The sequence below is a fragment of the Rhizobium sp. CB3060 genome (genome assembly GCF_025200735.1).
Classification (GTDB): Bacteria; Pseudomonadota; Alphaproteobacteria; order Rhizobiales; family Rhizobiaceae; genus Rhizobium.
Genome location: NZ_CP104158.1, coordinates 3,695,001 through 3,717,026, shown reverse-complemented (window position 1 = coordinate 3,717,026; position 22,026 = coordinate 3,695,001). Strand labels below are relative to the sequence as shown.

At 59.7% G+C, this 22,026-nt stretch carries 22 protein-coding genes and 1 tRNA gene (1 of these 23 cut by a window edge); 12 read left to right on the top strand and 11 right to left on the bottom strand.

Features of this window, described 5'->3' with window-relative positions:
* Positions 1 to 654: 654 nt before the first annotated feature.
* Positions 655 to 1,311: a recombinase family protein gene (locus N2601_RS17840; RefSeq protein ID WP_260303254.1), complete on the bottom strand. Its 657-nt coding sequence runs from the start codon at positions 1,309 to 1,311 to the stop codon at positions 655 to 657.
* Between the two features lie 141 nt (positions 1,312 to 1,452).
* On the opposite strand from N2601_RS17840, the gene N2601_RS17835 reads away from it, so the two are divergent.
* The gene (locus N2601_RS17835) at positions 1,453 to 1,668 is read left to right on the top strand and encodes a hypothetical protein (RefSeq protein WP_260303253.1); all 216 of its coding nucleotides are present in this window, start codon (positions 1,453 to 1,455) and stop codon (positions 1,666 to 1,668) included.
* A 61-nt stretch (positions 1,669 to 1,729) separates the two neighbouring features.
* Entirely contained in the window at positions 1,730 to 2,230 is a 501-nt protein-coding gene (locus N2601_RS17830) for a hypothetical protein (protein WP_260303252.1), read from the top strand.
* 134 nt (positions 2,231 to 2,364) lie between these two features.
* Here N2601_RS17830 and N2601_RS17825 read toward each other — a convergent pair whose 3' ends face one another.
* The 5 genes from N2601_RS17825 to N2601_RS17805 all read right to left on the bottom strand — a co-directional run bounded on the left by N2601_RS17825 (position 2,365) and on the right by N2601_RS17805 (position 5,125).
* Positions 2,365 to 2,667: a DUF4145 domain-containing protein gene (locus tag N2601_RS17825; RefSeq protein WP_260303251.1), complete on the bottom strand. Its 303-nt coding sequence runs from the start codon at positions 2,665 to 2,667 to the stop codon at positions 2,365 to 2,367.
* A 396-nt stretch (positions 2,668 to 3,063) separates the two neighbouring features.
* Positions 3,064 to 3,780: a type VI toxin-antitoxin system SocB family DNA replication inhibitor toxin gene (socB, locus tag N2601_RS17820; RefSeq protein WP_260303250.1), complete on the bottom strand. Its 717-nt coding sequence runs from the start codon at positions 3,778 to 3,780 to the stop codon at positions 3,064 to 3,066.
* Positions 3,758 to 4,306: a type VI toxin-antitoxin system SocA family antitoxin gene (gene socA, locus N2601_RS17815; RefSeq protein ID WP_260303249.1), complete on the bottom strand. Its 549-nt coding sequence runs from the start codon at positions 4,304 to 4,306 to the stop codon at positions 3,758 to 3,760. The genes socB and socA overlap by 23 nt, the downstream gene beginning before the upstream one ends.
* A 211-nt stretch (positions 4,307 to 4,517) precedes the next feature.
* Positions 4,518 to 4,593: transfer RNA gene (locus tag N2601_RS17810), tRNA-Ala, on the bottom strand.
* A 151-nt stretch (positions 4,594 to 4,744) separates the two neighbouring features.
* Entirely contained in the window at positions 4,745 to 5,125 is a 381-nt protein-coding gene (locus N2601_RS17805) for a TIGR02300 family protein (RefSeq protein ID WP_104824932.1), read from the bottom strand.
* Positions 5,126 to 5,397: 272 nt separating this feature from the next.
* On the opposite strand from N2601_RS17805, the gene aroA reads away from it, so the two are divergent.
* The 4 genes from aroA (at position 5,398) to rpsA (ending at position 10,062) form a co-directional block, all read left to right on the top strand.
* Positions 5,398 to 6,753 (top strand): 3-phosphoshikimate 1-carboxyvinyltransferase, encoded by a 1,356-nt coding sequence (aroA, locus tag N2601_RS17800; protein ID WP_104821503.1) that lies wholly within the window; start codon positions 5,398 to 5,400, stop codon positions 6,751 to 6,753.
* 125 nt (positions 6,754 to 6,878) lie between these two features.
* Positions 6,879 to 7,514: an FMN-binding negative transcriptional regulator gene (locus N2601_RS17795; RefSeq protein ID WP_104824931.1), complete on the top strand. Its 636-nt coding sequence runs from the start codon at positions 6,879 to 6,881 to the stop codon at positions 7,512 to 7,514.
* A gap of 31 nt (positions 7,515 to 7,545) precedes the next feature.
* On the top strand, positions 7,546 to 8,178 hold the full coding sequence (gene cmk, locus N2601_RS17790) for a (d)CMP kinase (RefSeq protein WP_104821502.1): 633 nt from the start codon (positions 7,546 to 7,548) through the stop codon (positions 8,176 to 8,178).
* 180 nt (positions 8,179 to 8,358) lie between these two features.
* Positions 8,359 to 10,062, top strand: a complete 1,704-nt coding sequence (rpsA, locus tag N2601_RS17785; RefSeq protein ID WP_104821501.1) for a 30S ribosomal protein S1 — start codon at positions 8,359 to 8,361, stop codon at positions 10,060 to 10,062.
* Between the two features lie 103 nt (positions 10,063 to 10,165).
* On the opposite strand, the gene N2601_RS17780 is transcribed toward rpsA, so the two are convergent.
* The 3 genes from N2601_RS17780 to N2601_RS17770 form a co-directional block, all read right to left on the bottom strand.
* The gene (locus N2601_RS17780; protein WP_104821500.1) at positions 10,166 to 11,863 is read right to left on the bottom strand and encodes a hypothetical protein; all 1,698 of its coding nucleotides are present in this window, start codon (positions 11,861 to 11,863) and stop codon (positions 10,166 to 10,168) included.
* A gap of 251 nt (positions 11,864 to 12,114) precedes the next feature.
* A complete protein-coding gene (locus tag N2601_RS17775; protein ID WP_104821499.1) occupies positions 12,115 to 12,741 on the bottom strand; it encodes a ribonuclease D in 627 nt (208 codons plus the stop codon).
* A gap of 123 nt (positions 12,742 to 12,864) precedes the next feature.
* Positions 12,865 to 13,638, bottom strand: coding sequence for a metallophosphoesterase family protein (locus tag N2601_RS17770; protein WP_104821498.1), 774 nt, complete (start codon positions 13,636 to 13,638; stop codon positions 12,865 to 12,867).
* A 282-nt stretch (positions 13,639 to 13,920) separates the two neighbouring features.
* Between N2601_RS17770 and copD the strand changes: the two genes are divergently transcribed.
* Positions 13,921 to 14,808, top strand: a complete 888-nt coding sequence (gene copD / locus N2601_RS17765; RefSeq protein WP_104821497.1) for a copper homeostasis membrane protein CopD — start codon at positions 13,921 to 13,923, stop codon at positions 14,806 to 14,808.
* Between the two features lie 3 nt (positions 14,809 to 14,811).
* On the opposite strand, the gene N2601_RS17760 is transcribed toward copD, so the two are convergent.
* Together N2601_RS17760 and N2601_RS17755 are read right to left on the bottom strand one after the other, a co-directional pair.
* Positions 14,812 to 15,582 (bottom strand): TIM barrel protein, encoded by a 771-nt coding sequence (locus N2601_RS17760; protein ID WP_104821496.1) that lies wholly within the window; start codon positions 15,580 to 15,582, stop codon positions 14,812 to 14,814.
* A 70-nt stretch (positions 15,583 to 15,652) separates the two neighbouring features.
* A complete protein-coding gene (locus N2601_RS17755; protein WP_104821495.1) occupies positions 15,653 to 16,597 on the bottom strand; it encodes a helix-turn-helix domain-containing protein in 945 nt (314 codons plus the stop codon).
* A gap of 86 nt (positions 16,598 to 16,683) precedes the next feature.
* On the opposite strand from N2601_RS17755, the gene N2601_RS17750 reads away from it, so the two are divergent.
* From N2601_RS17750 to N2601_RS17730, 5 genes are all read left to right on the top strand, one after another.
* A complete protein-coding gene (locus N2601_RS17750; RefSeq protein ID WP_104821494.1) occupies positions 16,684 to 17,958 on the top strand; it encodes an ABC transporter substrate-binding protein in 1,275 nt (424 codons plus the stop codon).
* A 112-nt stretch (positions 17,959 to 18,070) separates the two neighbouring features.
* A complete protein-coding gene (locus N2601_RS17745) occupies positions 18,071 to 18,931 on the top strand; it encodes a carbohydrate ABC transporter permease (RefSeq protein ID WP_104821493.1) in 861 nt (286 codons plus the stop codon).
* Positions 18,928 to 19,764, top strand: a complete 837-nt coding sequence (locus N2601_RS17740; protein ID WP_104821492.1) for a carbohydrate ABC transporter permease — start codon at positions 18,928 to 18,930, stop codon at positions 19,762 to 19,764. Before N2601_RS17745 ends, N2601_RS17740 begins: the two co-directional genes overlap by 4 nt.
* Before the next feature lie 15 nt (positions 19,765 to 19,779).
* On the top strand, positions 19,780 to 20,868 hold the full coding sequence (locus N2601_RS17735) for an ABC transporter ATP-binding protein (RefSeq protein WP_104821491.1): 1,089 nt from the start codon (positions 19,780 to 19,782) through the stop codon (positions 20,866 to 20,868).
* A 56-nt stretch (positions 20,869 to 20,924) separates the two neighbouring features.
* Positions 20,925 to 22,026, top strand: the 5' portion of a protein-coding gene (locus N2601_RS17730; RefSeq protein ID WP_104821490.1) for an aldo/keto reductase. 902 nt of this gene lie beyond the right edge of the window; only the first 1,102 of its 2,004 coding nucleotides appear in the window; the start codon lies at positions 20,925 to 20,927; its stop codon lies off the right edge, out of view.

Here is a 22,026-nt window from a genome sequence, read left to right as displayed (position 1 = left end):
GGGGAGTCAACGTCGAATAGCTTCTTGAACTCGGAGGGGTCCACTAGGTTTCCTTGGGATTTGGCATGCCTACGCTACCCAGCGTCTAAGTGATCGCTGAGGGCGGCATTCGGTTAATCGGTGGATATTCTTGGATGATCCCGGCCAAGCTCACTCCAAAGGAAGCTTCGGGTGGGCATTGGGTCAGGCGGTCAGGTTGGGAAGGATCGATGTGGTCAGAGACGAGGACGGCGAACGGCGATTCCGCAATGGAGCGACATAACTCCTCTCACAACGCAGGGTATTGACCAACGGCGCATTTGCCCGCTTCTCTCTCCGATACTAAGGGAATTGCCTTTAGGTTGTATTTCGCGTTATTAATCGCCTATGGACGCTGCACGCTCAATTCTCATTGTTGGCCTTGCATCGCTCGCGGTTTTCGTATGGCGTTTTCGCTACGAGGTCTAATCAGGAAACTGCGCGGTCGTCATGAAGTATGATCGTTGGACCGGCCATGCGGAAACCTGCATGCCTGCCGGATGTTATTCCGTTCCTCGATAGTGGAAGATGCAAAAAGCCCAGCTACGTGCCAAGCTTCTTTCCACTACTGCGGGAATTGGACTTTACTGCCTCTTTCCACAACGCAGGGAATTAGGGCCTCATGCCGCCCTAGCGCTAAGCCGCCCTTGCGAGCACTCTAGAGACCTGCATTGCCGTCCAGTCCCCGCCGCGTGAGGTGGCTACGCCCATATTGTTCAGCGCTTCGGCTATCGCTGTGAGGGTCTTTCCCCTATCTCGCATTGGGCCAATGACGGTGATGAGCTTCGCGGCCTCAGCGTTGGCCTTTTGTTGTATCGCCTCGTTCCGCTTCAAGGTCGTATCACGTAGGCCACCGAGCTTGACACCTTTCTCCTTGGCGATCCGAAGCGCTGCCTTGGTGCGTTCCGAAATGAACTTGCGTTCCTGCTCAGCCAGAGCGGCATAGATGTGGAGTTGGAACTTATCGGCCTGGGGCATCGAGGCAACCCGAAGCTTTACCTTGGGGTCATCCATCAGGTTGGCGATGAACGCAACCTTACGGCTGAGGCGGTCTAGCTTGGCCACCAGCAATTCAGCGCCGGTCTTCCTGACCACAGCAAGTGCCTTACCGAGCTCGGGCCTATCGTTGTCCCCGCCTGATTGAACATCCTGATAGCGCCCGGTTATCTGCCATGGTGCCTCCGAGAAGTTCGCGAGAAAGATGTCTATATCTCGCTCTTGCGCCTGGAGCCCTAGACCGCTCTTGCCTTGGTCTTCGGTGCTCACCCGCGTGTAAATGACATACTGCCTCATGGCTCGCTCCTCACGGTTTCGCCTGAGGATATCGGCCAATTATCAAATGTCAACGTTGGTTGTGCCTGATAAATCGCAACAGCTTGGCTTTCCGGGCAACACGATCTAAAGCCAATCCCCGACAAGCAAGGAGGCAAGCCGATGGAAGACACCACGACAATCACCAATCGCAGCGACTTCGCGCAGTGGGCCATTGAACGCGCAAGAGCCATCATGGGAGAGGAAGGCGCTGGCCTAGCGTTGGCAGCCCAAGGTGGCAATGAGGAGACCATCAGGGCGGCAGGTAACGCCTTGGGGTCTGTCATAACCGAAGCGCTGCTAGAGGTGTTTGACGCTCTGCTGGACGGTGCGGACTAGAGCATACAAAGCGGGACGGCGTGAGGCTTACCGCAATGAGACCCATCGTGTGATATCAAATATGGACATCACTAAGCAGGGGCGTGAGTTGGACCTTCAGATGTGGACTTCGGATAAAGTGGTAGGTGCCGTCATCGCTACAGGCATTATCTCAGCGTCTTTTCGCGAGCTCATTGAATTCGTCAAGGGACACAGAAAGAAAAGGCGGGAGGCCCGATACTTAAGTGTCAGCGCAGCAGTTGCGCTTGAAGCCTTTGCCATCGAATGCAAAGACCTCGTAGATATGATGGAAGCAAACTATGAGCAATACCAAGCTGTAGGTTCTATAAACATACCCTCGCCTCCAAAACTGCCAACCGATTGCGATTGGCGGCTGATAGACATGACGCTGATGAACGAGCTACTTTCTTTTGAGAACGGGGTCCGGCAAGCCCAGGCTGGTGCTGAGTTCTCAGCGCACTTTGAGGGAAATACTTGGTCGCACGTCTCGGCTGTCTCAGAGCTTATGGAAAAGGCACAGGGCCTAGCCGCTCAGCTTCGAGCAAACATTGGACTTTCGTAGGTGCCTTGACTCAGCAGCCGGGGGGGGGGGCAGGTGGCCCCTTCATTGCAGAAAGGGGAAGCCTGGGGTGGCACGGGGGGAGTTGCCCGCCGCCGCTGCCACGTGATCACCTCTGAGATGTGCGACTCTTATTTTCATTGAGAGCTGGTTGCCTGGGCAGCTTCAATTCCTCGGTCAATCTTCGCTGTCAGTACGAAAAGAAAGCTCCCGAGCGCCTCCGCGAATTCGACTGTTTGTTTTGCCTCGTCCTGCGTGGCGTGGGGGTTGCTTTCGTCTGCGTGCCGCACACTGTTAGCCTCAAGCCTGACTGAGTGCGCCCATGTGGCCATCCCTTGCGTGAGAACATTATCTGCAAGCGCGGCATCGATTCGAGCATAGAGCGATCCCGTGGTGTAGCCTTTGGCTTTAAGCATCGCATCGACGGCGCTAGCAGCCATTACTGTTGAGGCATCTGGTGCATGCAACGTTTCGTACGCCTGCTGGAGATATGTACGTGCTACGGGAGGGATATCCTCGTGTGCAACTTTCTCGGCTGGAATGATTGTGACGCCGTACCGACCCGACTGTCTGGGTGCAAGCGCCCAAGCAAGTGTTACTGCCCCGCACGTCGAGCACACGAACGCGCCCCAACACTCTTGCTGCCCTCCGTCAAGTCTTCTTGTAGGACCATCACTACTCCATGCCTTTGCAAGCCTGGGCGATGAAACGGAACAATGGGGGCACCGCCTGACATCAAGTAAGACTTCTCCCATCCTTGGTCCCGAATTGCTTGGACTGAAGTCCACCTCAGGCATGAGACACCCCCAGCAAGCTACACATTGGAACCTAGGAAATCACCCGAAGAAGCCGCCGGTGCCCGTACCTTTGCGCCGTGTCTCTGCGGCTCGCTCCTCGTAGACTTCAGTCCAGATGCGATAGGTGTTCGCCACCATGCTCTCCAGCTCATCAAGCGAATAGAGCGTCACACCCGTGTCACTAAAGAGTCGTGCCGTTCGCCCGCCGTTATCGTTGACACTAAAGCGGACGATCCCGAGGTTGACCCCAGCAAAGTCTTCATCGGCAACACGAATGCGTTCATGCATCACGGAGAAGGCGAAGCGCCGTCCCACCTTGGTGAGCCCTTTGGTTCGCCTCGGATCGATGAACAAGGAGTAGGGCATACCGTCAATAGCGAACACAGAGGGAAGCCAGAAGTTTACCTTGCGGCCAATGCCCATCGCCATCGGGAAGAAGTCGTGATGTCGGCCAGCGATGTTGTGTTGTGCAGCAAACTCGTGGAGCGCTTTCGCAATTTGCTCATTGCTATTGAACTCATCGCCCGTCTTGCACGACCGAGTCAGCCGCTCACGAATTTTCTCGAAGGGTGTGGGAGGTGTATCGCCAAACATTGCGGGCTGAACATTGAAGATGTCCCCAAAGCACGCACGAACATGCTTGTAGGAGAAGGTGGAAAACCCCGTCTTCATCTTCCACAACTGCGCCCGCTGCATGTCATCAGATAGCGGAGCAATCCGCGCCAGATCGGTGTCAGGCAAAAGGGGTATCGTCAAGGGGTTCTCCAGATAGTGGCTCTGGACCGACTGAAACCTTGTGGTAGCGGAATCGGTCTGCAATCACACTATCCGAGATTCTCATTCCGAACGCAACTCCCACCCGCCCCTGCTCCACGACGTACCACCATGGAGAGTCCTTGGCGTGAGAGAGGTTGACGAGATGGCGAGCAGACATCGAGCCATAGGAAGTTAGAACACGCCTGATGAGACCCACGATCTGGCTATCCGCAACGTCTTCGATGCTGCGCCGCTCCCCGGTCAGTGGGTCTTGGCCGGTTGCGCGGAAATGAATGGCTTCACGGCCTGCCTGCTTAAACGCCCGGTAGACCGTGGGATGAACGGGACCGTACTGCCACGCCTCAAAGTATCCCGAGACCAGTGGCGATTTGGTTTGTATAAGATGGATACCGTGAGAGAAATACAGGAGCTTTTGCAGTTGGATGTGTCCGAGCCCTAAGTCAATCCTGCCCGCCTCATCCAGCATGAGGTTGGCAATAGCTCTGGGGTCATATCCGGCGCTCATAGCATTGCGCTCTTCATCTCCGGTTGGCGGACGGCAGCCTAAACGAAATCCGAGCCATCGCGAATCACAAAGTTACACGCGGCAAGTTTCGCGAGGCTTAATCCCCAAGGTCGTTGGGTACTTGCCATGGGTACTTCTCTGGGTACTCAGGTTGACAGCCACCCGGCACATCCATTTGATTATGTTACAGAATTTTTAGCTGAAGAGAATTTGGTGGAGCTAAGCGGGATCGAACCGCTGACCTCTTGCATGCCATGCAAGCGCTCTCCCAGCTGAGCTATAGCCCCATCAAGGTGGTGCCGTTTGACCGGCCCTGGGTCCCTTCCGAGCGCTTCGCCCGTCGGGGTGGCGGCTTATTACTTCTGGTTTTTGCAGATAGCAAGCCGAAATTTTCGGCCCGGAAAACTTTTCTTGTTCACCGGGCCGATTGTTCAAAGATCAAACGTCGTCGTCGTCGCCGGTAACGCCGATGATGTCGCTCATATCGTCATCATCTTCATCTTCGTCGGCTTCGAGGAAGGTATCGTCGTCATCGTCGCCGATTTCGACATCGTCATCGCCGATATCCGGAATATCGTCGCCGGTTGCCGCTTCGTCGGCGTCTTCGAGCGACACCAGTTCGACTTCCGTGTTTTCGGTATCCACTTCGGCCACTTCGTCTTCTTCCGGAACTTCCTTCGAAGCGGAGGTTTCCTCGAAGAAGGACAAGGGCCAGGACTTGCCGGTATAGGGCGAGACGACCGGGTCCCGGTTCAAGTCATAGAACTTCTTGCCGGTATCTGGATCGGTACGTTTTGTTCCAAGTTCCGCTTTCGCCACTGTCAAAGCCTCATGAATGGCCGAATAAAGATTCGGCAATGCCGGGGAAGCCGGCGTTTTAAGGGAAATTATCAGCCGGTCCCCTTAATCGTTGCGGCTCTCTCTGTCAAAGCTAAACTTTATATACGCCGAGACGGGTTTTCCCGGCATTCCGGGATGACCGGGCAACGGGTCTATGGTAACGAGCCGGCGTGAACCGCAGGTCAGTTGGCGCAACAGGAGCTAAGCCAGCGATAATGCGGCGTAAATAACGGCATCGCAAAGGAATGCCCATGCCGCACGACATTCATCCGCGGCCCGCGACAGCGCGCCGCTCGACCAATCTTTCCGGTACCATCCGCGTTCCCGGTGATAAATCCATTTCGCATCGCGCCCTCATGTTCGGTGGCCTCGCCGCCGGCGAAACCCGCATCACCGGCCTGCTCGAAGGCGAGGATGTGCTCAATACGGGCAAGGCCATGCAGGCCATGGGCGCTGCGATCGAAAAGGTCGGGGCCGAATGGATCATCAAGGGCGTCGGCAACGGCGCACTGCTCGCCCCGCAAGCGCCGCTCGATTTCGGCAATGCCGGCACCGGCAGCCGCCTGACCATGGGCCTTGTCGGCGTCTATGACTTCGAGACCACCTTCATCGGCGACGCCTCGCTTTCCAAGCGGCCGATGGGGCGCATCCTCGATCCGCTGCGGCGGATGGGCGTGCAGGTCCAGTCCAGCGAAGGCGACCGGCTGCCGGTGACGCTGCACGGGCCGGAAACGGCCAGTCCGATCACCTATCGCGTGCCGATGGCCTCGGCGCAGGTCAAATCCGCCGTACTGCTCGCCGGCCTCAATGCGCCTGGCATCACCACCGTCATCGAGCCGGTCATGACCCGCGACCATACCGAAAAGATGCTGGTCGGCTTCGGCGCCGAGCTTTCGGTCGAGACCGATCGGGACGGCGTGCGCACCATCCGCCTTCAGGGCCAGGGCAAGCTTTCCGGCCAGATCATCGACGTTCCCGGCGACCCCTCCTCGACGGCCTTTCCGCTGGTCGCGGCGCTGATCGTTCCCGGCTCTGATATCACCATCCGCAACGTACTGATGAACCCGACCCGCACCGGGCTGATTCTGACGCTGCAGGAGATGGGCGCCGACATCGAAATTCTCGACAGGCGCCTTGCCGGCGGCGAGGATGTCGCCGATCTGCGTGTGCGCTCCTCCCCGCTCAAGGGCGTCACCGTCCCGGCCGAGCGGGCGCCTCGGATGATCGACGAATATCCAGTGCTCGCTGTCGCTGCCGCTTTTGCCGAGGGGACGACGGTCATGCTCGGGCTGGAAGAGTTGCGAGTCAAGGAATCCGACCGGCTTTCGGCCGTCGCTGAAGGGCTGATGCTGAACGGCGTCGATTGCACCGAAGGCGCGGATTCGCTGACGGTTCGGGGAAGGCCGGATGGAAAAGGTCTCGGCCGTGCGGACGGCGGCGAGGTCAGGACCCATCTCGACCATCGCATTGCTATGAGCTTTCTCGTGATGGGGCTTGCCTCGGACCATCCGGTCAAGGTCGATGATTCCACCATGATCGCCACCAGCTTCCCGGAGTTTTTTGACCTCATGACAAGATTGGGTGCGACGATCGAGGTCGAGGGCTGATAAAATCGTGCTGGCCTGCGGGTGAAAGCGCCCGCAGGCGCAACGCAACCCCAAATCGGAAGCAGCCGATGGCCATTCGGGGCCGCCGGCATGATGCGCCCGACAATATCAGATGGCTCCAGACCATGTATCAGCCGCCCCATCACCGCGAAGACGATCTCGGCACGCAGCACGCGCTAATCCGCGCGCATCCGCTGGGATTGCTGATCACCGCCGGCAATGGTGGGCTGATCGCCAATCCTTTGCCATTCCATCTCAGGACCGGCCTTTCGTCCAAGGGCACGCTGCAGGCGCATCTCGCCAGAGCGAACGGCCAATGGCGGGAAATCCAGGCGGGAGCGCCGGTCCTCGTCGTCTTCCAGGGTGCCGAAAGCTACATCACGCCGTCCTGGTATGCGACCAAGCAGGAGACGGGCAAGGTTGTGCCGACCTGGAACTATGCGGTCGTGCAGGTTCGCGGCAATGCGCGCGTCATCGAAGATCCCGCCTGGCTGCGCGAGCAGATCGGCATGCTGACCGGCGAGAATGAGAGCGGCCGTGCAGAGCCCTGGGCGGTCGACGATGCGCCGGCAGAGTTCATCAGTGCCCAGTTGAAAGGCATTATCGGTGTCGAGATCGACATCGAGACAATTGACGGCAAGTGGAAGGTCAGCCAGAACCGTCCGGCCGCCGACCGCCAGGGCGTCGCCCAAGGCCTCGACGCAATCGACCGTACCGACGCCGCCGAAATGGCCGATCTGGTGCGGCGATACGACAAATAATATCAGGACCGAAGGCAGGGATATAAAAAGAATGATCATCGCCATCGACGGACCCGCTGCGGCAGGCAAGGGAACCTTGTCGCGCCGGATCGCCGAGGAATTTGGTTTTCACCATCTCGATACCGGCCTGACCTATCGGGCGACCGCCAAAGCGCTGCTGGATGCCGGATTGCCGCTCGACGACGAGGCGGTGGCAGAGACGATGGCGCGCGAGATCGATCTTGCCGGGCTCGACCGGGCGGTCCTGTCGAAGCATGAGATCGGCGAGGCGGCATCGAAGATTGCCGTCATGCCGGCGGTGCGCCGGGCGCTGGTCGAGGCGCAGCGGGCTTTTTCACGGAGGGAGCCGGGCACGGTTCTGGATGGACGCGACATCGGCACCGTCGTCTGCCCCGATGCGCCGGTGAAAATCTATGTCACGGCCTCGGCCGAAGTCAGGGCGAAACGACGTTACGACGAAATCGTCAATGCCGGCGGCAGCGCCGATTATGCGGCGATTTTCGAGGACGTGAAACGGCGCGACGAGCGGGACATGGGCCGCGCCGACAGCCCTTTGCGGCCGGCGGAAGACGCGCACTTGCTTGATACCTCGGAAATGAGTATAGAAGCGGCGTTTCAGGCGGCAAAATCGATCATCGACGCCGGTCTGAGCCGAAATGCCTAAAAATGCGAGCGGCTTTCGCGTGCTTTGCGCACGAAATCGCTTATTTTAGAAAGCCTGACATTCCGTCCAAGCGCCGGATAGCCTTCCCCAAGGGAAGGCGGACGGATCCAGGCCTGTTCAACACGAACCACCGGCGCATCAGTGTCCCGAATGCACAATAAGGACACGCCAGGAGATTTTATGTCTGTAACTTCCCCCTCTCGCGAAGATTTCGCAGCCCTTCTCGAAGAGTCCTTTGCCAAGAACGATCTGGCTGAAGGCTATGTCACCAAGGGTATCATCACCGGCATCGAAAAGGATGTCGCCGTTGTCGACGTCGGCCTCAAGGTCGAAGGCCGCATCGCGCTGAAGGAATTCGGTGCACGCGCCAAGGACGGCACGCTCAAGGTTGGCGATGAAGTCGAAGTCTATGTCGAGCGCATCGAAAACGCGCTTGGCGAAGCTGTTCTGTCGCGCGAAAAGGCTCGCCGCGAAGAAAGCTGGATCAAGCTCGAAGCCAAGTTCGAAGCTGGCGAGCGCGTCGAAGGCGTCATCTTCAACCAGGTCAAGGGCGGCTTCACCGTCGACCTCGACGGCGCTATCGCCTTCCTGCCGCGTTCGCAGGTCGACATCCGTCCGATCCGCGACGTTACGCCCCTGATGCACAACCCGCAGCCCTTCGAAATCCTCAAGATGGACAAGCGCCGCGGCAACATCGTCGTTTCGCGTCGTACGGTTCTGGAAGAGTCCCGTGCCGAGCAGCGTTCTGAAATCGTTCAGAACCTCGAAGAAGGCCAGGTTGTTGACGGCGTCGTCAAGAACATCACCGATTACGGTGCGTTCGTTGACCTCGGCGGCATCGACGGCCTGCTGCACGTCACCGACATGGCATGGCGCCGTGTGAACCATCCGTCGGAAATCCTGTCCATCGGCCAGCAGGTCAAGGTACAGATCATCCGCATCAACCAGGAAACCCACCGCATCTCGCTCGGCATGAAGCAGCTCGAGAGCGATCCGTGGGATGGCATCCAGGCCAAGTATCCGGAAGGCAAGAAGATCTCCGGTACCGTTACGAACATCACCGACTACGGTGCGTTCGTCGAGCTGGAGCCGGGCATCGAAGGCCTGATCCACATCTCGGAAATGTCCTGGACCAAGAAGAACGTTCACCCCGGCAAGATCCTGTCCACGAGCCAGGAAGTCGAAGTCGTCGTTCTCGAAGTCGATCCGACCAAGCGTCGTATCTCGCTCGGCCTGAAGCAGACGCTGGAAAATCCGTGGGCAGCATTCGCCCGCAACCATCCGGCTGGCACCGAAGTCGAAGGCGAAGTCAAGAACAAGACCGAATTCGGCCTGTTCATCGGCCTCGACGGCGATGTGGACGGCATGGTGCACCTCTCCGACCTCGACTGGAACCGTCCGGGCGAGCAGGTCATCGAGGAGTACAACAAGGGTGATGTCGTCAAGGCCGTCGTTCTCGACGTCGATGTCGACAAGGAACGCATCTCGCTCGGCATCAAGCAGCTCGGCAAGGACAGCGTTGGCGAAGCCGCCGCTTCCGGCGAACTGCGCAAGAATGCAGTCGTTTCGGCTGAAGTCATCGCGATCAACGATGGCGGCATCGAAGTGAAGCTCGTCAACCACGACGACATCACCTCGTTCATCCGCCGCGCCGACCTGTCGCGTGACCGCGACGAGCAGCGTCCGGAGCGTTTCTCGGTCGGTCAGACCGTCGACGCCCGCGTCACCAACTTCTCCAAGAAGGACCGCAAGATCATGCTGTCCATCAAGGCTCTGGAAATCGCAGAAGAGAAGGAAGCAGTCGCTCAGTTCGGTTCGTCCGACTCGGGTGCTTCGCTCGGTGACATCCTGGGTGCGGCTCTGAAGAACCGCAACGCCGAATAATCTTCGGTCGAAGCCTCAGAGATAGAAACCCGCCGGAGCGATCCGGCGGGTTTTTTATTTGCTCACGATTCAAGAATTGGAGCGGCGCTCTGATGCCGTCCGCTTATTCCCATTCCACCATGCGTTGATAGAAATCGAAGGCATGATCATGCAGGGAATCCCTCAGCCCGGGTGCGGGCAGTGCGAGCGGTTTGGGCGCAACGACGCTATCTTGTGAGGACGCTGCTTCGGCATCGTCGGATGCTTCCGCAGGCGCATGATGCATTTCCTCGGGCTGGGATTCGTCTTCACCTTCGTCCTGTGGCGCTTCTCCGCCCTGCCCCTGTTCGGCCTCCTCGTCATCGGCGGGATCGACACGATTGACCTTCTCCAGATCCTCGTCGTCAATGGGGAGATCCACCGGCAAATATTGTGCGATGGCAAAGGGAATGCCTTGCGGCAGCGGGGCCGGTGTTCCCATCTGCGCCGCAGCATCGGACATGACCGGGGCGGGCGCCACCAGCGGGCCGCTCAAGGATTTACCGAGAAGTGCGGCTGGCGCATTCGGCATCTCATCGAGAGAGGTCGCGTTCTGGCTTGCCATGGCGGCGGCAAGATTCCGGGTGCCCTCATTGCCGGCCGTCTGCGGCAGCGACGGCACGTCCTTCTGATCGTCGGCATTGGCGGCAAGCGCTTGGGCGATGACACTTTCTGCCGAGGTCGAATCATCCTGGATGATCTGCAGCAGTTCCGGGCCAGCGACGTCGATGGCGCGGCCTATGACCACCTGCAGCCCTTCCTTGATGTCGGCCCTGATCTGCTGGATATCCCGCGGCACAGGCGGCGGCGTGATCGGCGATCTGATCAGGGCGATTTCCGTTGGGAGATGTTCCTCGGCCGATGCGGCCAGCAATGCCACTGCGGCGGACGATAAGTTGGCCTCGGTGGGGATGGCATTTTGCGGATGAACGATCTCGCCGAGGCCAGTATCAACGACGAGCGCACTTGCGGCTGGCGGAATCGGGGCGGATTGCTGGTTCGGAACGGCCTGCTGAGACGAGACAGTTTCGAGGTCAGGCGATATTTCCGGGCCCAAAATCGCCGCAGCAAAGAGAACTGCCTGGTTCCGCACAGCCGCAGCCGGCGTTTCCTCCGGAACCTGCGCGGCAGTTGCAGCCGTCGCGGCCGCGGATGCAGGCGCTGCGGCCTTGTCCGACGAAGCCGGCGAGGCTGCCGATGTCGCCATAGGAGCGGCGTCTGTAGTCTTCAGCACCGTCTGTGCCGGGACCGGGGTCTGCGGCTTGGCGGTCTCCGTTTCACCCGCGTTCTGACCATAGGAATTGACGACGGCCTTGAGGACCGCGTCGGGCTCCTGTGTCAGCGCCGCTTCCAGGCTGATGGCGATTTGCACCGCTTCCGGTCCATCCGGATTGGTCAAGGCCTCGGCAAGGACAGGCAGGGAGATCGGCATTTCCGTCTGCGTGTCCAGGAGTTGCTGGGCAACGGCAAGCTGTTGGGGCGGCAGGCTGCGGATCGTATCCGCCAGCCGCTGCGCCAAAGCTGCATTGTTCTCATCCGGCTCGCGCGAAGCATTCAGCGCAACGCTGGCAGCATCGATGGCGGAGAGCAGGCTGTCGAACATCCGCTCGCGCGCCGCCACCAGCAGCATGTTCAGCTTGCCCTCGACGCTGGCGTTCACCGTGCTCGACAGTACGGCAAGCGGCGTCGCGGCGGTCTGGACGCCGGACGTTTCCGGGGTGGCAACCACTGGTTTTTCAAGGGCTGTACCCAAAGCAGACACGGCACTCACGGGGGACAACATGTGATGCTCCTTTGTCTGGCAAGACGACGACGGAAGCAGAAGGCAGGTTCAATCAGGGTCCGCTCATGCGGCCGCTAGCGATTCGAAGGCCGGTTGACCGGCTGATTGACGCGGGAAAACGTCGGTCGAATGCCTGAAATCAGGGATAGAATAGCAGGACGTCTCTTAACAGATTGCTAACCATAACGATAAAAGCCGATGCAACGTCAGCGGCACCGGCTTTCCCGTTTCATCACTTTTAGCGCAGCCGGTCAGCTATGCGCGAAGATATCGGTCTCTTCCCAGCCGAGGAGGTCCAGCTTCGCCCGGGTCGGCAGGAAGGTGAAGCAGGCATTGGCATGCTCGATGCGACCGTCGCGCACAAGGCGTTCCTTCAACTTGTCGCGCAGCGCATGCAGGTAAAGCACATCAGAGGCGGCATATTCGAGCTGCGCCGGCGAGAGCGTCTCAGCCGCCCAGTCGGAAGACTGCTGCGCCTTGGAAATATCGACCTCCAGCATCTCCTTGAGATTGTCCTTGAGGCCATGGCGGTCCGTATAGGTGCGGCAGAGGCGCGAGGCGATCTTGGTGCAGAAAACCGGCGTGGTGGTGACACCGAACGTGTGGAACAGCACGGCGATATCGAAGCGGCCGTAGTGAAAGATCTTCTCGCGCGCGGGATCGGCCAGCATGGCGACGAGGTTCGGCGCCTCTTTCTGGCCGGAGGCGATGCGGATCACATCAGCGGTGCCGTCACCCGGCGAAAGCTGCACCACGCAGAGCCGGTCGCGGCGCGGAATAAGGCCGAGCGTTTCGGTATCGATCGCTATGGCGCCGGTGTAGCGGGCGGCATCGGCCGCGGAAATATCGCCTTCGTGATAACGGATGGTGGCGGCCATGAAGCTCTCCTGGCTCTTATCGTCTCAATTCTTTTTTCGTCCTGTTCTATAGAACAGGCAAGGAGATAACGATACTGCGCGGGCTTAAAATGTCGGCGGCGTGGTGGCTTCTGAAAGAAAGCATCAAGTCGACGTGATGTGGATGCGGCCTTGCCACAAACGAGCCGCCGTCAGCTTTCCGGAACGAAAGGCGCCGGTGTCGATATTGAGCCGAAGCCCATGCGCTTCGGCTTGTCTCACCGGCGTATGGCCATGAATGATCAGTTTCGGCAGCGGCTGCGCGCTGTCGTAAAAGCGCGAGCGGATGAAAACGAGATCATCATCCTCCTGCGCCGAAATCGGCCGTTCCGGATCGATACCGGCATGAACGAACAGCACCTGCGGCGTATCCAGCAGGATCGGCAGCCCGCGGAGAAAGTTGAGATGATCATCCGGCAGCCAGGTTCGGATGAAGGTGTCGAGTTTTTTCTGCTGGGGATATTGCCTCCGTAAAGCCTGGATATCCAAACCGTAGGAATTCAGCGTTGCCTCGCCGCCGAGCCCCACCCAGTCGTCCAGGGATATTTCACCGTCGGCATAGGCAAGCATGGCCAATTCATGATTGCCGGTAAGGCAGATCCGGTCGAAACCATTCGGCAACGGCGCCATCAGCCGGCTGACAACCTGTGCCGAGGCCGGGCCACGATCGATGAAATCACCGAGCATGATGATCAGTTTGGGGCCGGGCAGCATGGCGGCATCGGCGAAAATCTTGCGTTCGAGCGCGCTCAGGAGGTGGTAGCAGCCATGGACGTCGCCGATCACATAGGTCGGCCTGTCAAGCCTATCGAGGCTTTCCCGACGCCGGCGCGGGCTGAAGCCGCGAGTCACTTTCTCGCGTATGATATTTGCCGCCATGGAACTCCCTCATCGAAATGTCGCCATCCCGAGCGCTCTAACCCTCCTAAGCAAAAATAATCGAAAAGCGACAATTCTTTGCCGAGTACGGGAATAAACGCTCCGGGCCGATGTCTATGTCGACGGAAGCCATCAATAAAGAATTACCTTGCGGCAAAGCGTCCCGAACATAGCCATTCCGCATGGTGAAAATTGACATAGCATGTCCACAACTCTATCGCGCTCGGTGACCCCAGAGCGTATTGATAGTCCCGTTTCCGAAACGCCGAGCGCCGTAAAACCTTGATCGATCCCAACACAGCGCTCGAGGCGTGCCGCTTCTTCCACGACGTATCCCTGATGCTTCTGTGGGGCGCCTCGGTCTTTCTCTGCCTTCTGGTGCCGAAAGCGCTGGCGGAGAAGGTCTGGCGCATGTTCGGCGTCGCGCCGTTCGTTGCGGCGCTGATCGCCGGGCTCACGGCCCTCGCCCGGCTGCCGCTTGCAAGCGCCACCATCGGCAATGGCTGGAGCGATGCCCTCAATACCGGCACGATCCGCGACGTCCTGCTCGATACGACAGTCGGACAAGCCTGGCTGGCCCAAGCCGCCGCTGCACTCATCCTCGTTCTTGCCTTTCTGCCGCCAGGGCAATGGCGTCGTCCGGGCGTAGCGCTGGGTTCTGGCCTCGGCCTTGCCGCCCTCATGCTCACCGGTCACGCCTCGATGCATGAAGGCTGGCTGAAGCTGGCCCATCGCGCCAATGACATGCTTCATGTGCTTGCCGGCGGCGGCTGGCTCGGCGCCTTGGTGCCGATGGTTCCGATCCTCCGGCTTTTGAACACGCCCGAATGGCGGGCGGAGGCGCTGTCGGCGCTTCGGCGCTTCTCCACCGCCGGGCACGGCGCCGTGGCGCTGGTCATCGCCTCCGGCTTCGTCAATACGATGCTGGTCCTCCAGCGCCTGCCGACCGACTGGTCATCTCCCTATCAGACGCTGCTTGCCGTCAAGATCGCGCTTGTCGCGTGCATGAGCCTGCTGGCGATCGTCAATCGCTACATTCTCGTGCCCAGGATACGACGCGATCGGGTTCGGTCTTTGAACGCCATCCGTCGCAGCAGCATTGCCGAGATCATCCTTGGTATCGCCGTCATCGCGCTGGTCGCCGTCTTCGGCGTATTGGAGCCCGTCTGAGCGTCAAGCCGACAGCGACCTCACCACCGCACGAACCGCCGCGGCATCCTCCGTCCTCGGCCTGTATTCGAGACCGATCCTGCCGCTATAGCCGTGGGCAAACAGCCAATTCAGGCGATTGAGCAGATCGATCCCGCCGGTGCCGGGATCGTTGCGGCCCGGATGATCGGCGACATGGACATGCACGATGCGATCGGCCCGCTCGCCGACGACCTCTTCCGTTCGCTCGCCCATGACAGCCGAATGGTAGATATCGTAGACGATACCGATTTCCGGCCGTCCCACCTCGTCGATAATATCCAGGCCCTCTGTGGTAGAGGACAAATAGTAGCCGACATGATCGATCCTGGTGTTCAGCGGTTCGAGGCCGAGGCGTACGCCAGAGCCGCTCAGGATATCGGCGCCGGCGCTCAAGGCGGAGATCAAGGCATCCCGTTGTTCGGCGCGTGTAAATTCCGGCAAATCATCCCCCGCCTGCGCGATCAAAACCGGGACACCCAGGCCCTGCGCGACGCTGACAGACATCTCCAATCCCTCCAGCCAGGCCTCCTTGTTCGCCGGATTCGTCAGCGCGATCATCGGCTCGGCGACCATGCCCGACACGGCAATTCCAGTCTCGGCGACCACGGATGCGATCGCGTCGAGGTCCTTGTCCGTCCAGCGCCAGAACTCGACCGCACTCAATCCCGCCCGATGCGCCAGCCGGATACGATCGGCAAAATCATCGCCCTCGCGGGCAAACAACCATTCGATACATGCCGAAAACTGCCGCATGAAAATCTTCCTCCAAAGACTATGCCGCAAGGAGTGCGCCCTATCGGCAGCGACGGCAAGAGGCCGGTGGCTAGAATTGCGAGGCGGACCGGCGCAGAGCAGGCTGGGCGCCTTCGACGCTCATTGCCGTAACCATGCGCATGTCCCTACGGAAATCCGAAGGGGACATGCCGGCAATGTGGCGGAAGGATTTGTTGAAGGCGCTGATCGAGCCGAAGCCGCTGTCCATCGCCACCTGCAGCACATTGGCGCCGTCGCGCATCAGCATCGCCTGGGCGCGCGACAGGCGCAGCAGGTTGACATATTTGCTGAGCGTCATGCCGGTGCATTTCTTGAAAAGGTTCATCGCATATTTCGGATGCAGATCCGCCGCCTTGGCGATATCCACAGTATCGATATCGTGCAGGAAATTGCCGGCAATGAAATCGCACATCCGTGCCAGGCTGCGCGACGATTGCGGGTGGACCTGTTCGTTCGACTGATGCTCGCGCTTTTCCGGCAGCATGCGATAGGGTTCGAAGGCGATGCGCTCCAGGCGCAGCAGAAGTTCGGCGACCGCGTGCTCGGCCTTGGCCGGATCGCCGGAGCGGACATAGCGATACCAGCGGGCAAAATTCTCGTTATCGGCGGCATCCGTCGCGGAGGTGACCAGCGTCTCTCCTCGCATCAACCGGCCGGAAATATCGAGCGGCAGGCGCATGCGGAAGAAATGCACCAGCGGCAAATGCGCGCCGGCATAGATCGAATCTTCCGAGGAATCATCCATCTGATGCGGCTGCCCGCCCCAGAACAGACAGATATCGCCAGCGCGGAGCTGAATTTCATGGTCGTTCATACGGTAGTGAACCGTGCCGCGTATAAGGTAATTCACCTCGACCTGCGCATGCCAATGCGGCATCGCCATCAGGGGCGGATGGGTATGAAACATTTGCAGAGTCGTCGGCAGCCCCTCGATGCTGCTTGCACCCGGCTGATAAACCGCTCGATGACCCACCTTACTTTCCGCCAAGTCCATGTTCCTTTTTTAGGAGACAGAAGCGTACCGGGAGCTAGTTTAAGCGTGTTCGCTAGAGGACGGCAATTGAAAAGGGAGGATTTTCAATGCGTTTTAAACTCGCGGGAGCGACGGCACTTGCTGCCTTGCTCGCTTCCGGTTCTGCCTATGCAGCACAAACCACCATTACTGTCTGGAGCTGGAACATCGCCGCGTCGGCGCTGAAATCCACGGTCGAGGGGTTCAATAAGAAATATCCCGACATCAAGGTCGAAGTTCAGGACATCGGCAACCCGCAGGTCTTCGACAAGATGCTGGCCGCTTGTGCCGCCGGCGGCGACGGTCTGCCGGACGTCATGTCGATCGAAAATCACAAGGCTTCGATCTTCTGGAACCGCTTTCCGGACTGCCTGACCGATCTGACGAAGCTCGGCTACACGGACGCGCTCAAGAAGCAGTTTCCGGACTTCAAGCGTGCGGAACTGGAAGTCGGCGATGCCGCCTACGCCATGCCGTGGGATTCCGGCCCGGTCACCATGTTCTACCGCCGCGATTTCTATGAAAAGGCTGGCGTCGATCCGGCAACGATCAAGACCTGGGACGATTTCATTGCCGCCGGCAAGAAGATCTCCGCCGCCAATCCGGGCGTCATCATGACGCAGGCCGATCTCAACGGCGATACCGAATGGTTCCGCATGCTCGCCAACGAACAGGGCTGCGGCTATTTCTCGTATGACAGCCAGAGCATCACCGTCAACCAGCCGGCCTGTGTGAAAGCCCTGGACAAGGTGAAGGAGATCAAGGACGCGGGCTTGATGAGCGCCGCGAACTGGAACGAGAAAATTCAGGCGAACACTGCCGGCAAAGTGGCGTCGCAGCTCTATGGCGGCTGGTATGAAGGCACCGTCCGCTCCACCTCGCCGGATCTCGCCGGCAAATGGGGCGTCTACCCGATGCCGAGCATGACGGCCGACGGCCAGCATGCGGCCAATCTCGGTGGCTCGTCGCTCGCAATTGCCAGCGGTTCCAAGAACAAGGAAGCCGCCTGGAAATTCCTCGAATACACGCTTGGCACCAATGAGGGCCAGGTTACCATGCTGAAGTCCTTCGGGCTCGTACCGTCGCTTCTGACGGCGGTTCAGGATCCCTTCGTCAACCAGCCGCAGCCCTATTGGGGTGGGCAGAAGGTCTGGGCCGATATCCTCGCCACCCTGCCGAAGATTCGCCCGAGCCCCGGCACCCAGTATTTCAGCGACGCGGATGAGGTCATAAAGGCCGTCCAGACGAAATACCTCGCTGGTGGCTATCCAAACGGCAAGGCCGCGCTTGACGATGCGGCCCAGCAGATCGCCTCGGCGACAGGTCTGCCGCTTGCGAAGTGAGTGACACTGCCGGGCGCGCATCCCAAGCCGCGCTCGGCATCCCCGCCGCCCTCAGGGCGGCGGGGATGCGACGTCACGCATCATTTCACTGCGCATAAAGGAGAAGGCTTCCATGCGGTTGCGAAACCGGAGCGCCTATGCGTTCCTTGCACCCTATCTTCTGGTGTTCGCCGCTTTCTGGGTCTGGCCGATCATCGATTCGTTCCTGATCTCGTTCCAGAACACCCGAGTTAATCCGTGGGCCTACAATCTGTCGTTCAACTGGGGGCGACTGTTCGGCGACCCGGCCTTCTACAACGCGCTTGAAAACACGCTGATCATCCTGATCGTCCAGGTACCTGTCATGATCACGCTCGCCACTGTCATGGCGGTGCTGCTGAATTCACCGCTGTTGAAGGCGCGTGGCATTTTTCGCTTTGCTTTCTTCGCACCCGTCGTTGTTGGAGAGGTGGCCTATGCCGCTGTCTTCCGCCTTATGTTCAACGTCGATTTCGGCATCGTCAACAAGCTACTCGGCACGGTCGGCTTCGCACCGGTGTCGTGGTTTGCCGAATCGCATGCCGCAATGGTGCTCATCATCATCGCCGTCACCTGGCGCTGGGCGGGTTACAACGCCATCATCATCCTGTCCGGGCTACAATCGATCCCTGAGGATGTTTACGAGGCTGCGACCCTCGACCGCGTCAACCGCTTCCAGCAGTTCATCCATATCACCCTGCCCCTGCTGAAACCGATCATTCTGTTCTGCGTGGTCCTCTCCGTCATCGGCACCATGCAGCTCTTCACCGAACCATATCTGATCACCAACAGGGGTGGTCCCGGCGGCGGGACGGAGACGCTCGGCCTCCTGCTCTATCGCCAGGCCTTCCAGTCGACCAACTTCGGCTATGCCTCCGCGATCGCCTACACGATGGCAGCGCTTGCCGTGGTCATTTCTCTTCTCAATCTCTGGGTGGGGCGCGAACCGAAATGAAATCGAAGTCCAAATCCAATCTGATTAGGTCGATCGCGCTGCATGGCTTGCTGGTGCCGCTCGCCATCATCTGGCTGTTTCCGCTCTGGATGATGTTCGTCTTCTCGACCATGCCCGATTACGGCATCTTCAGCCCCGGCATCATCCTGACACCGTCGACGGGTTTCATGGACAACGTCCGGAACCTGCAGGCCGACACCAACTTCGTGGGCGCGATGACGATCTCCATCGTCGTTGCCGTCACCTATACCTTCCTGTCGGTGCTGCTGACCTCGATGGCCGGATGGGCGCTGGCCCGCTACCAGTTCGCCGGCCGCTCTGGCGTCATAGGCATCATCCTCGGCACGATCACGCTGCCCTACTCCGTCGTCGTCATCCCGCAATTCATCATGGTGGCGCGCGATTTCGGGCTGGCCAATTCATGGGTCGCGCTGATCGTACCGCCGCTCTTCAATTCGCTCGGGGTGCTGTTCATGCGCCAGGCCTTCTCGATGATGCCGGGCGAACTCTTTGACGCCGCCCGCGTCGAGGGCGTCAAGGAATGGCAGATCTTTCTGCGCATCGCCCTGCCGCTCGCAAGGCCGACCATGGCGGCGCTCGCCATCATCCTGTTCCTGGCCTCGTGGAACAACTATCTCTGGCCGCTGCTCATCAATTCCCGGCCGGGAATGATGACGGCACCGGTGGCGCTCGGGACGCTGATCGGCCTCACCAGGGTATCCTGGGGCGGCATCATGGCGGGTGCCGTGATGCTGACGGCGCCGATCCTCATCGTCTTCGTTCTCCTGCAACGCCACTTCATCGCCGGCATCGCCGCCGGCGCAATCAAATAATTCCGGGAGATCCGTATGGCCGAACTGTCCCTTACCAATATCGTCAAACGCTACGGTACTCTTGAAATCATCCACGGCGCCAATCTCGACGTGAAGGACGGCGAATTCGTCGTCTTCGTCGGCCCATCCGGCTGCGGCAAGTCCACGCTGCTGCGCATGATCGCCGGTCTGGAAGACATCACCGGCGGCGAACTGAAGATCGGCGGCCGCGTCGTCAATGACATGGAGCCGGCCGATCGCGGCATCGCCATGGTGTTCCAGTCCTACGCGCTTTATCCGCACCTCACCGTCGAACAGAATCTCAGCTTCGGGCTGCGCATGAACGGCAATCCCAAGGCCGATACCGAACGCCGCGTCAAACAAGCAGCCGAGATCCTGAAGATCACCGAGTTGATGCACCGCCGGCCGAAGCAGCTCTCCGGCGGCCAGCGCCAGCGCGTCGCCATCGGTCGCGCCATCGTGCGCGAACCGCAAATCTTCCTGTTCGACGAGCCGCTCTCCAATCTTGACGCGGAGCTCCGCGTACAGATGCGCGTCGAAATCTCGCGCCTCCACAAGAAGCTCGGCACGACGATGATCTATGTGACGCACGACCAGACGGAAGCGATGACGCTGGCCGACAAGATCGTCGTGCTGCGCGGCGGCAATATCGAGCAGGTCGGCGCGCCGCTCGACCTCTACGACGATCCCGCCAACCAGTTCGTCGCCGGCTTCGTCGGATCGCCGAAGATGAACTTCCTGCCAGCCGAGATCGTTGACAAGCAGGATGGCCGCGTGACCGTGGCCCTGCAGAATCAGCGCGAAGTCCGTCTGACGCTGCCGATTACGACAGCTCAGGTTGAAACCGGCCAGGCGGTGACGCTCGGTGTGCGGCCTGAACATTTTCTCGAGGCCGGCCGCGGCGATATCGATGTGATCGTCGATGTCGACGTTGCCGAACATCTCGGCAATACCAGCTACATCTACGCCAACATTGCCGGCGGCGAGCAGATCGTCATTGAGCGGGAAGAATCCCGCAACGCCAACAACCGCGACACGCTGACCGTCGCGCTCTCCGCAGCCAAGACATTCCTGTTCGACGGCGCCGGCAATCGATTGCGATAGGCGCCCTTTTCCTACCACTCCCAAGACAGCCTGCAGATTTAGGAAAGGACCAATTCATGACTACTGAGACATCCATCCGCTGGGGCATCATCGGCCCCGGCAGGATCGCACAGACTTTTGCCGAAGGCGTCGCTCACTCCCGTAGCGGCAAACTGGTGGCCATCGCCAGCCGCAATCCCAACAAGCCGGGTCTCGGCGACAATTTTCCCGGTGCGCGCATCGTCACCGGCTATGAGGCGCTGCTGGCGGACCAGGAAATCGACGCCATCTATATCGCCACCCCCCATACCGGCCACGCCGAATGGGCCATCAAGGCGATCCGCGCCGGCAAGCATGTCCTCGTCGAAAAGCCGATCGCGCTGTCTGCTTATGATGCCGAGGCGATCTATTACGAAGCCAAGAAGGCTGGCGTCTTCGCCGGCGAAGCCTTCATGTACCGCGTGCATCCGCAAACGGCGAAGCTGATCGAACTGGTGAAAAGCGGCGTGATCGGCGAGGTCCGCATCATCCGCTCGTCGTTCGGCTTCAACATGGGCACGGTCAAGCCCGAACACCGGCTTTTTGCCAACGACACCGCCGGCGGAGGCATTCTGGATGTCGGCGGCTATCCGGTATCGATGGCGCGGCTGGTTGCCGGTGCCGTTGACGGCAAGCCGTTCCTCGACCCGGAAAAGGTCTCAGGCGTTGCTCATCTTGGCCAGACCGGCGTCGACGAATGGGCCTCGGCGGTGCTGAAATTCCCGAACAACATCATCGCCGAAGTCTCCTGCTCGATCATGGCAAATCAGGACAATACGCTGCGTATCATCGGCTCGGACGGTCGCCTGGAAGTCAAGGATTTCTGGTTCGCCTCCGGGCATAAGGGTGGCATCGGCAAGATCGAGCTCATCAAGGGCGCGGAAACACAGATCGTCGAGGTCAAGGAAGATCGTTGGCTCTATTCCTTCGAAGTCGACGCCGCTGGCGACGCCATTCGCGCCGGTCAAACGGAATTCGCCTACCCGGGCATCAACTGGGCCGATTCGATCGGAAACCTACGTGTTCTCGACCAATGGCGTGCCTCCGTTGGCCTCGAATATGAGGTGGAGAAGGCGACGCGGCGGACGACGAACATCGTCGGCTCACCTGTCACCATGGGCAACAGCATTCCGAAACGCA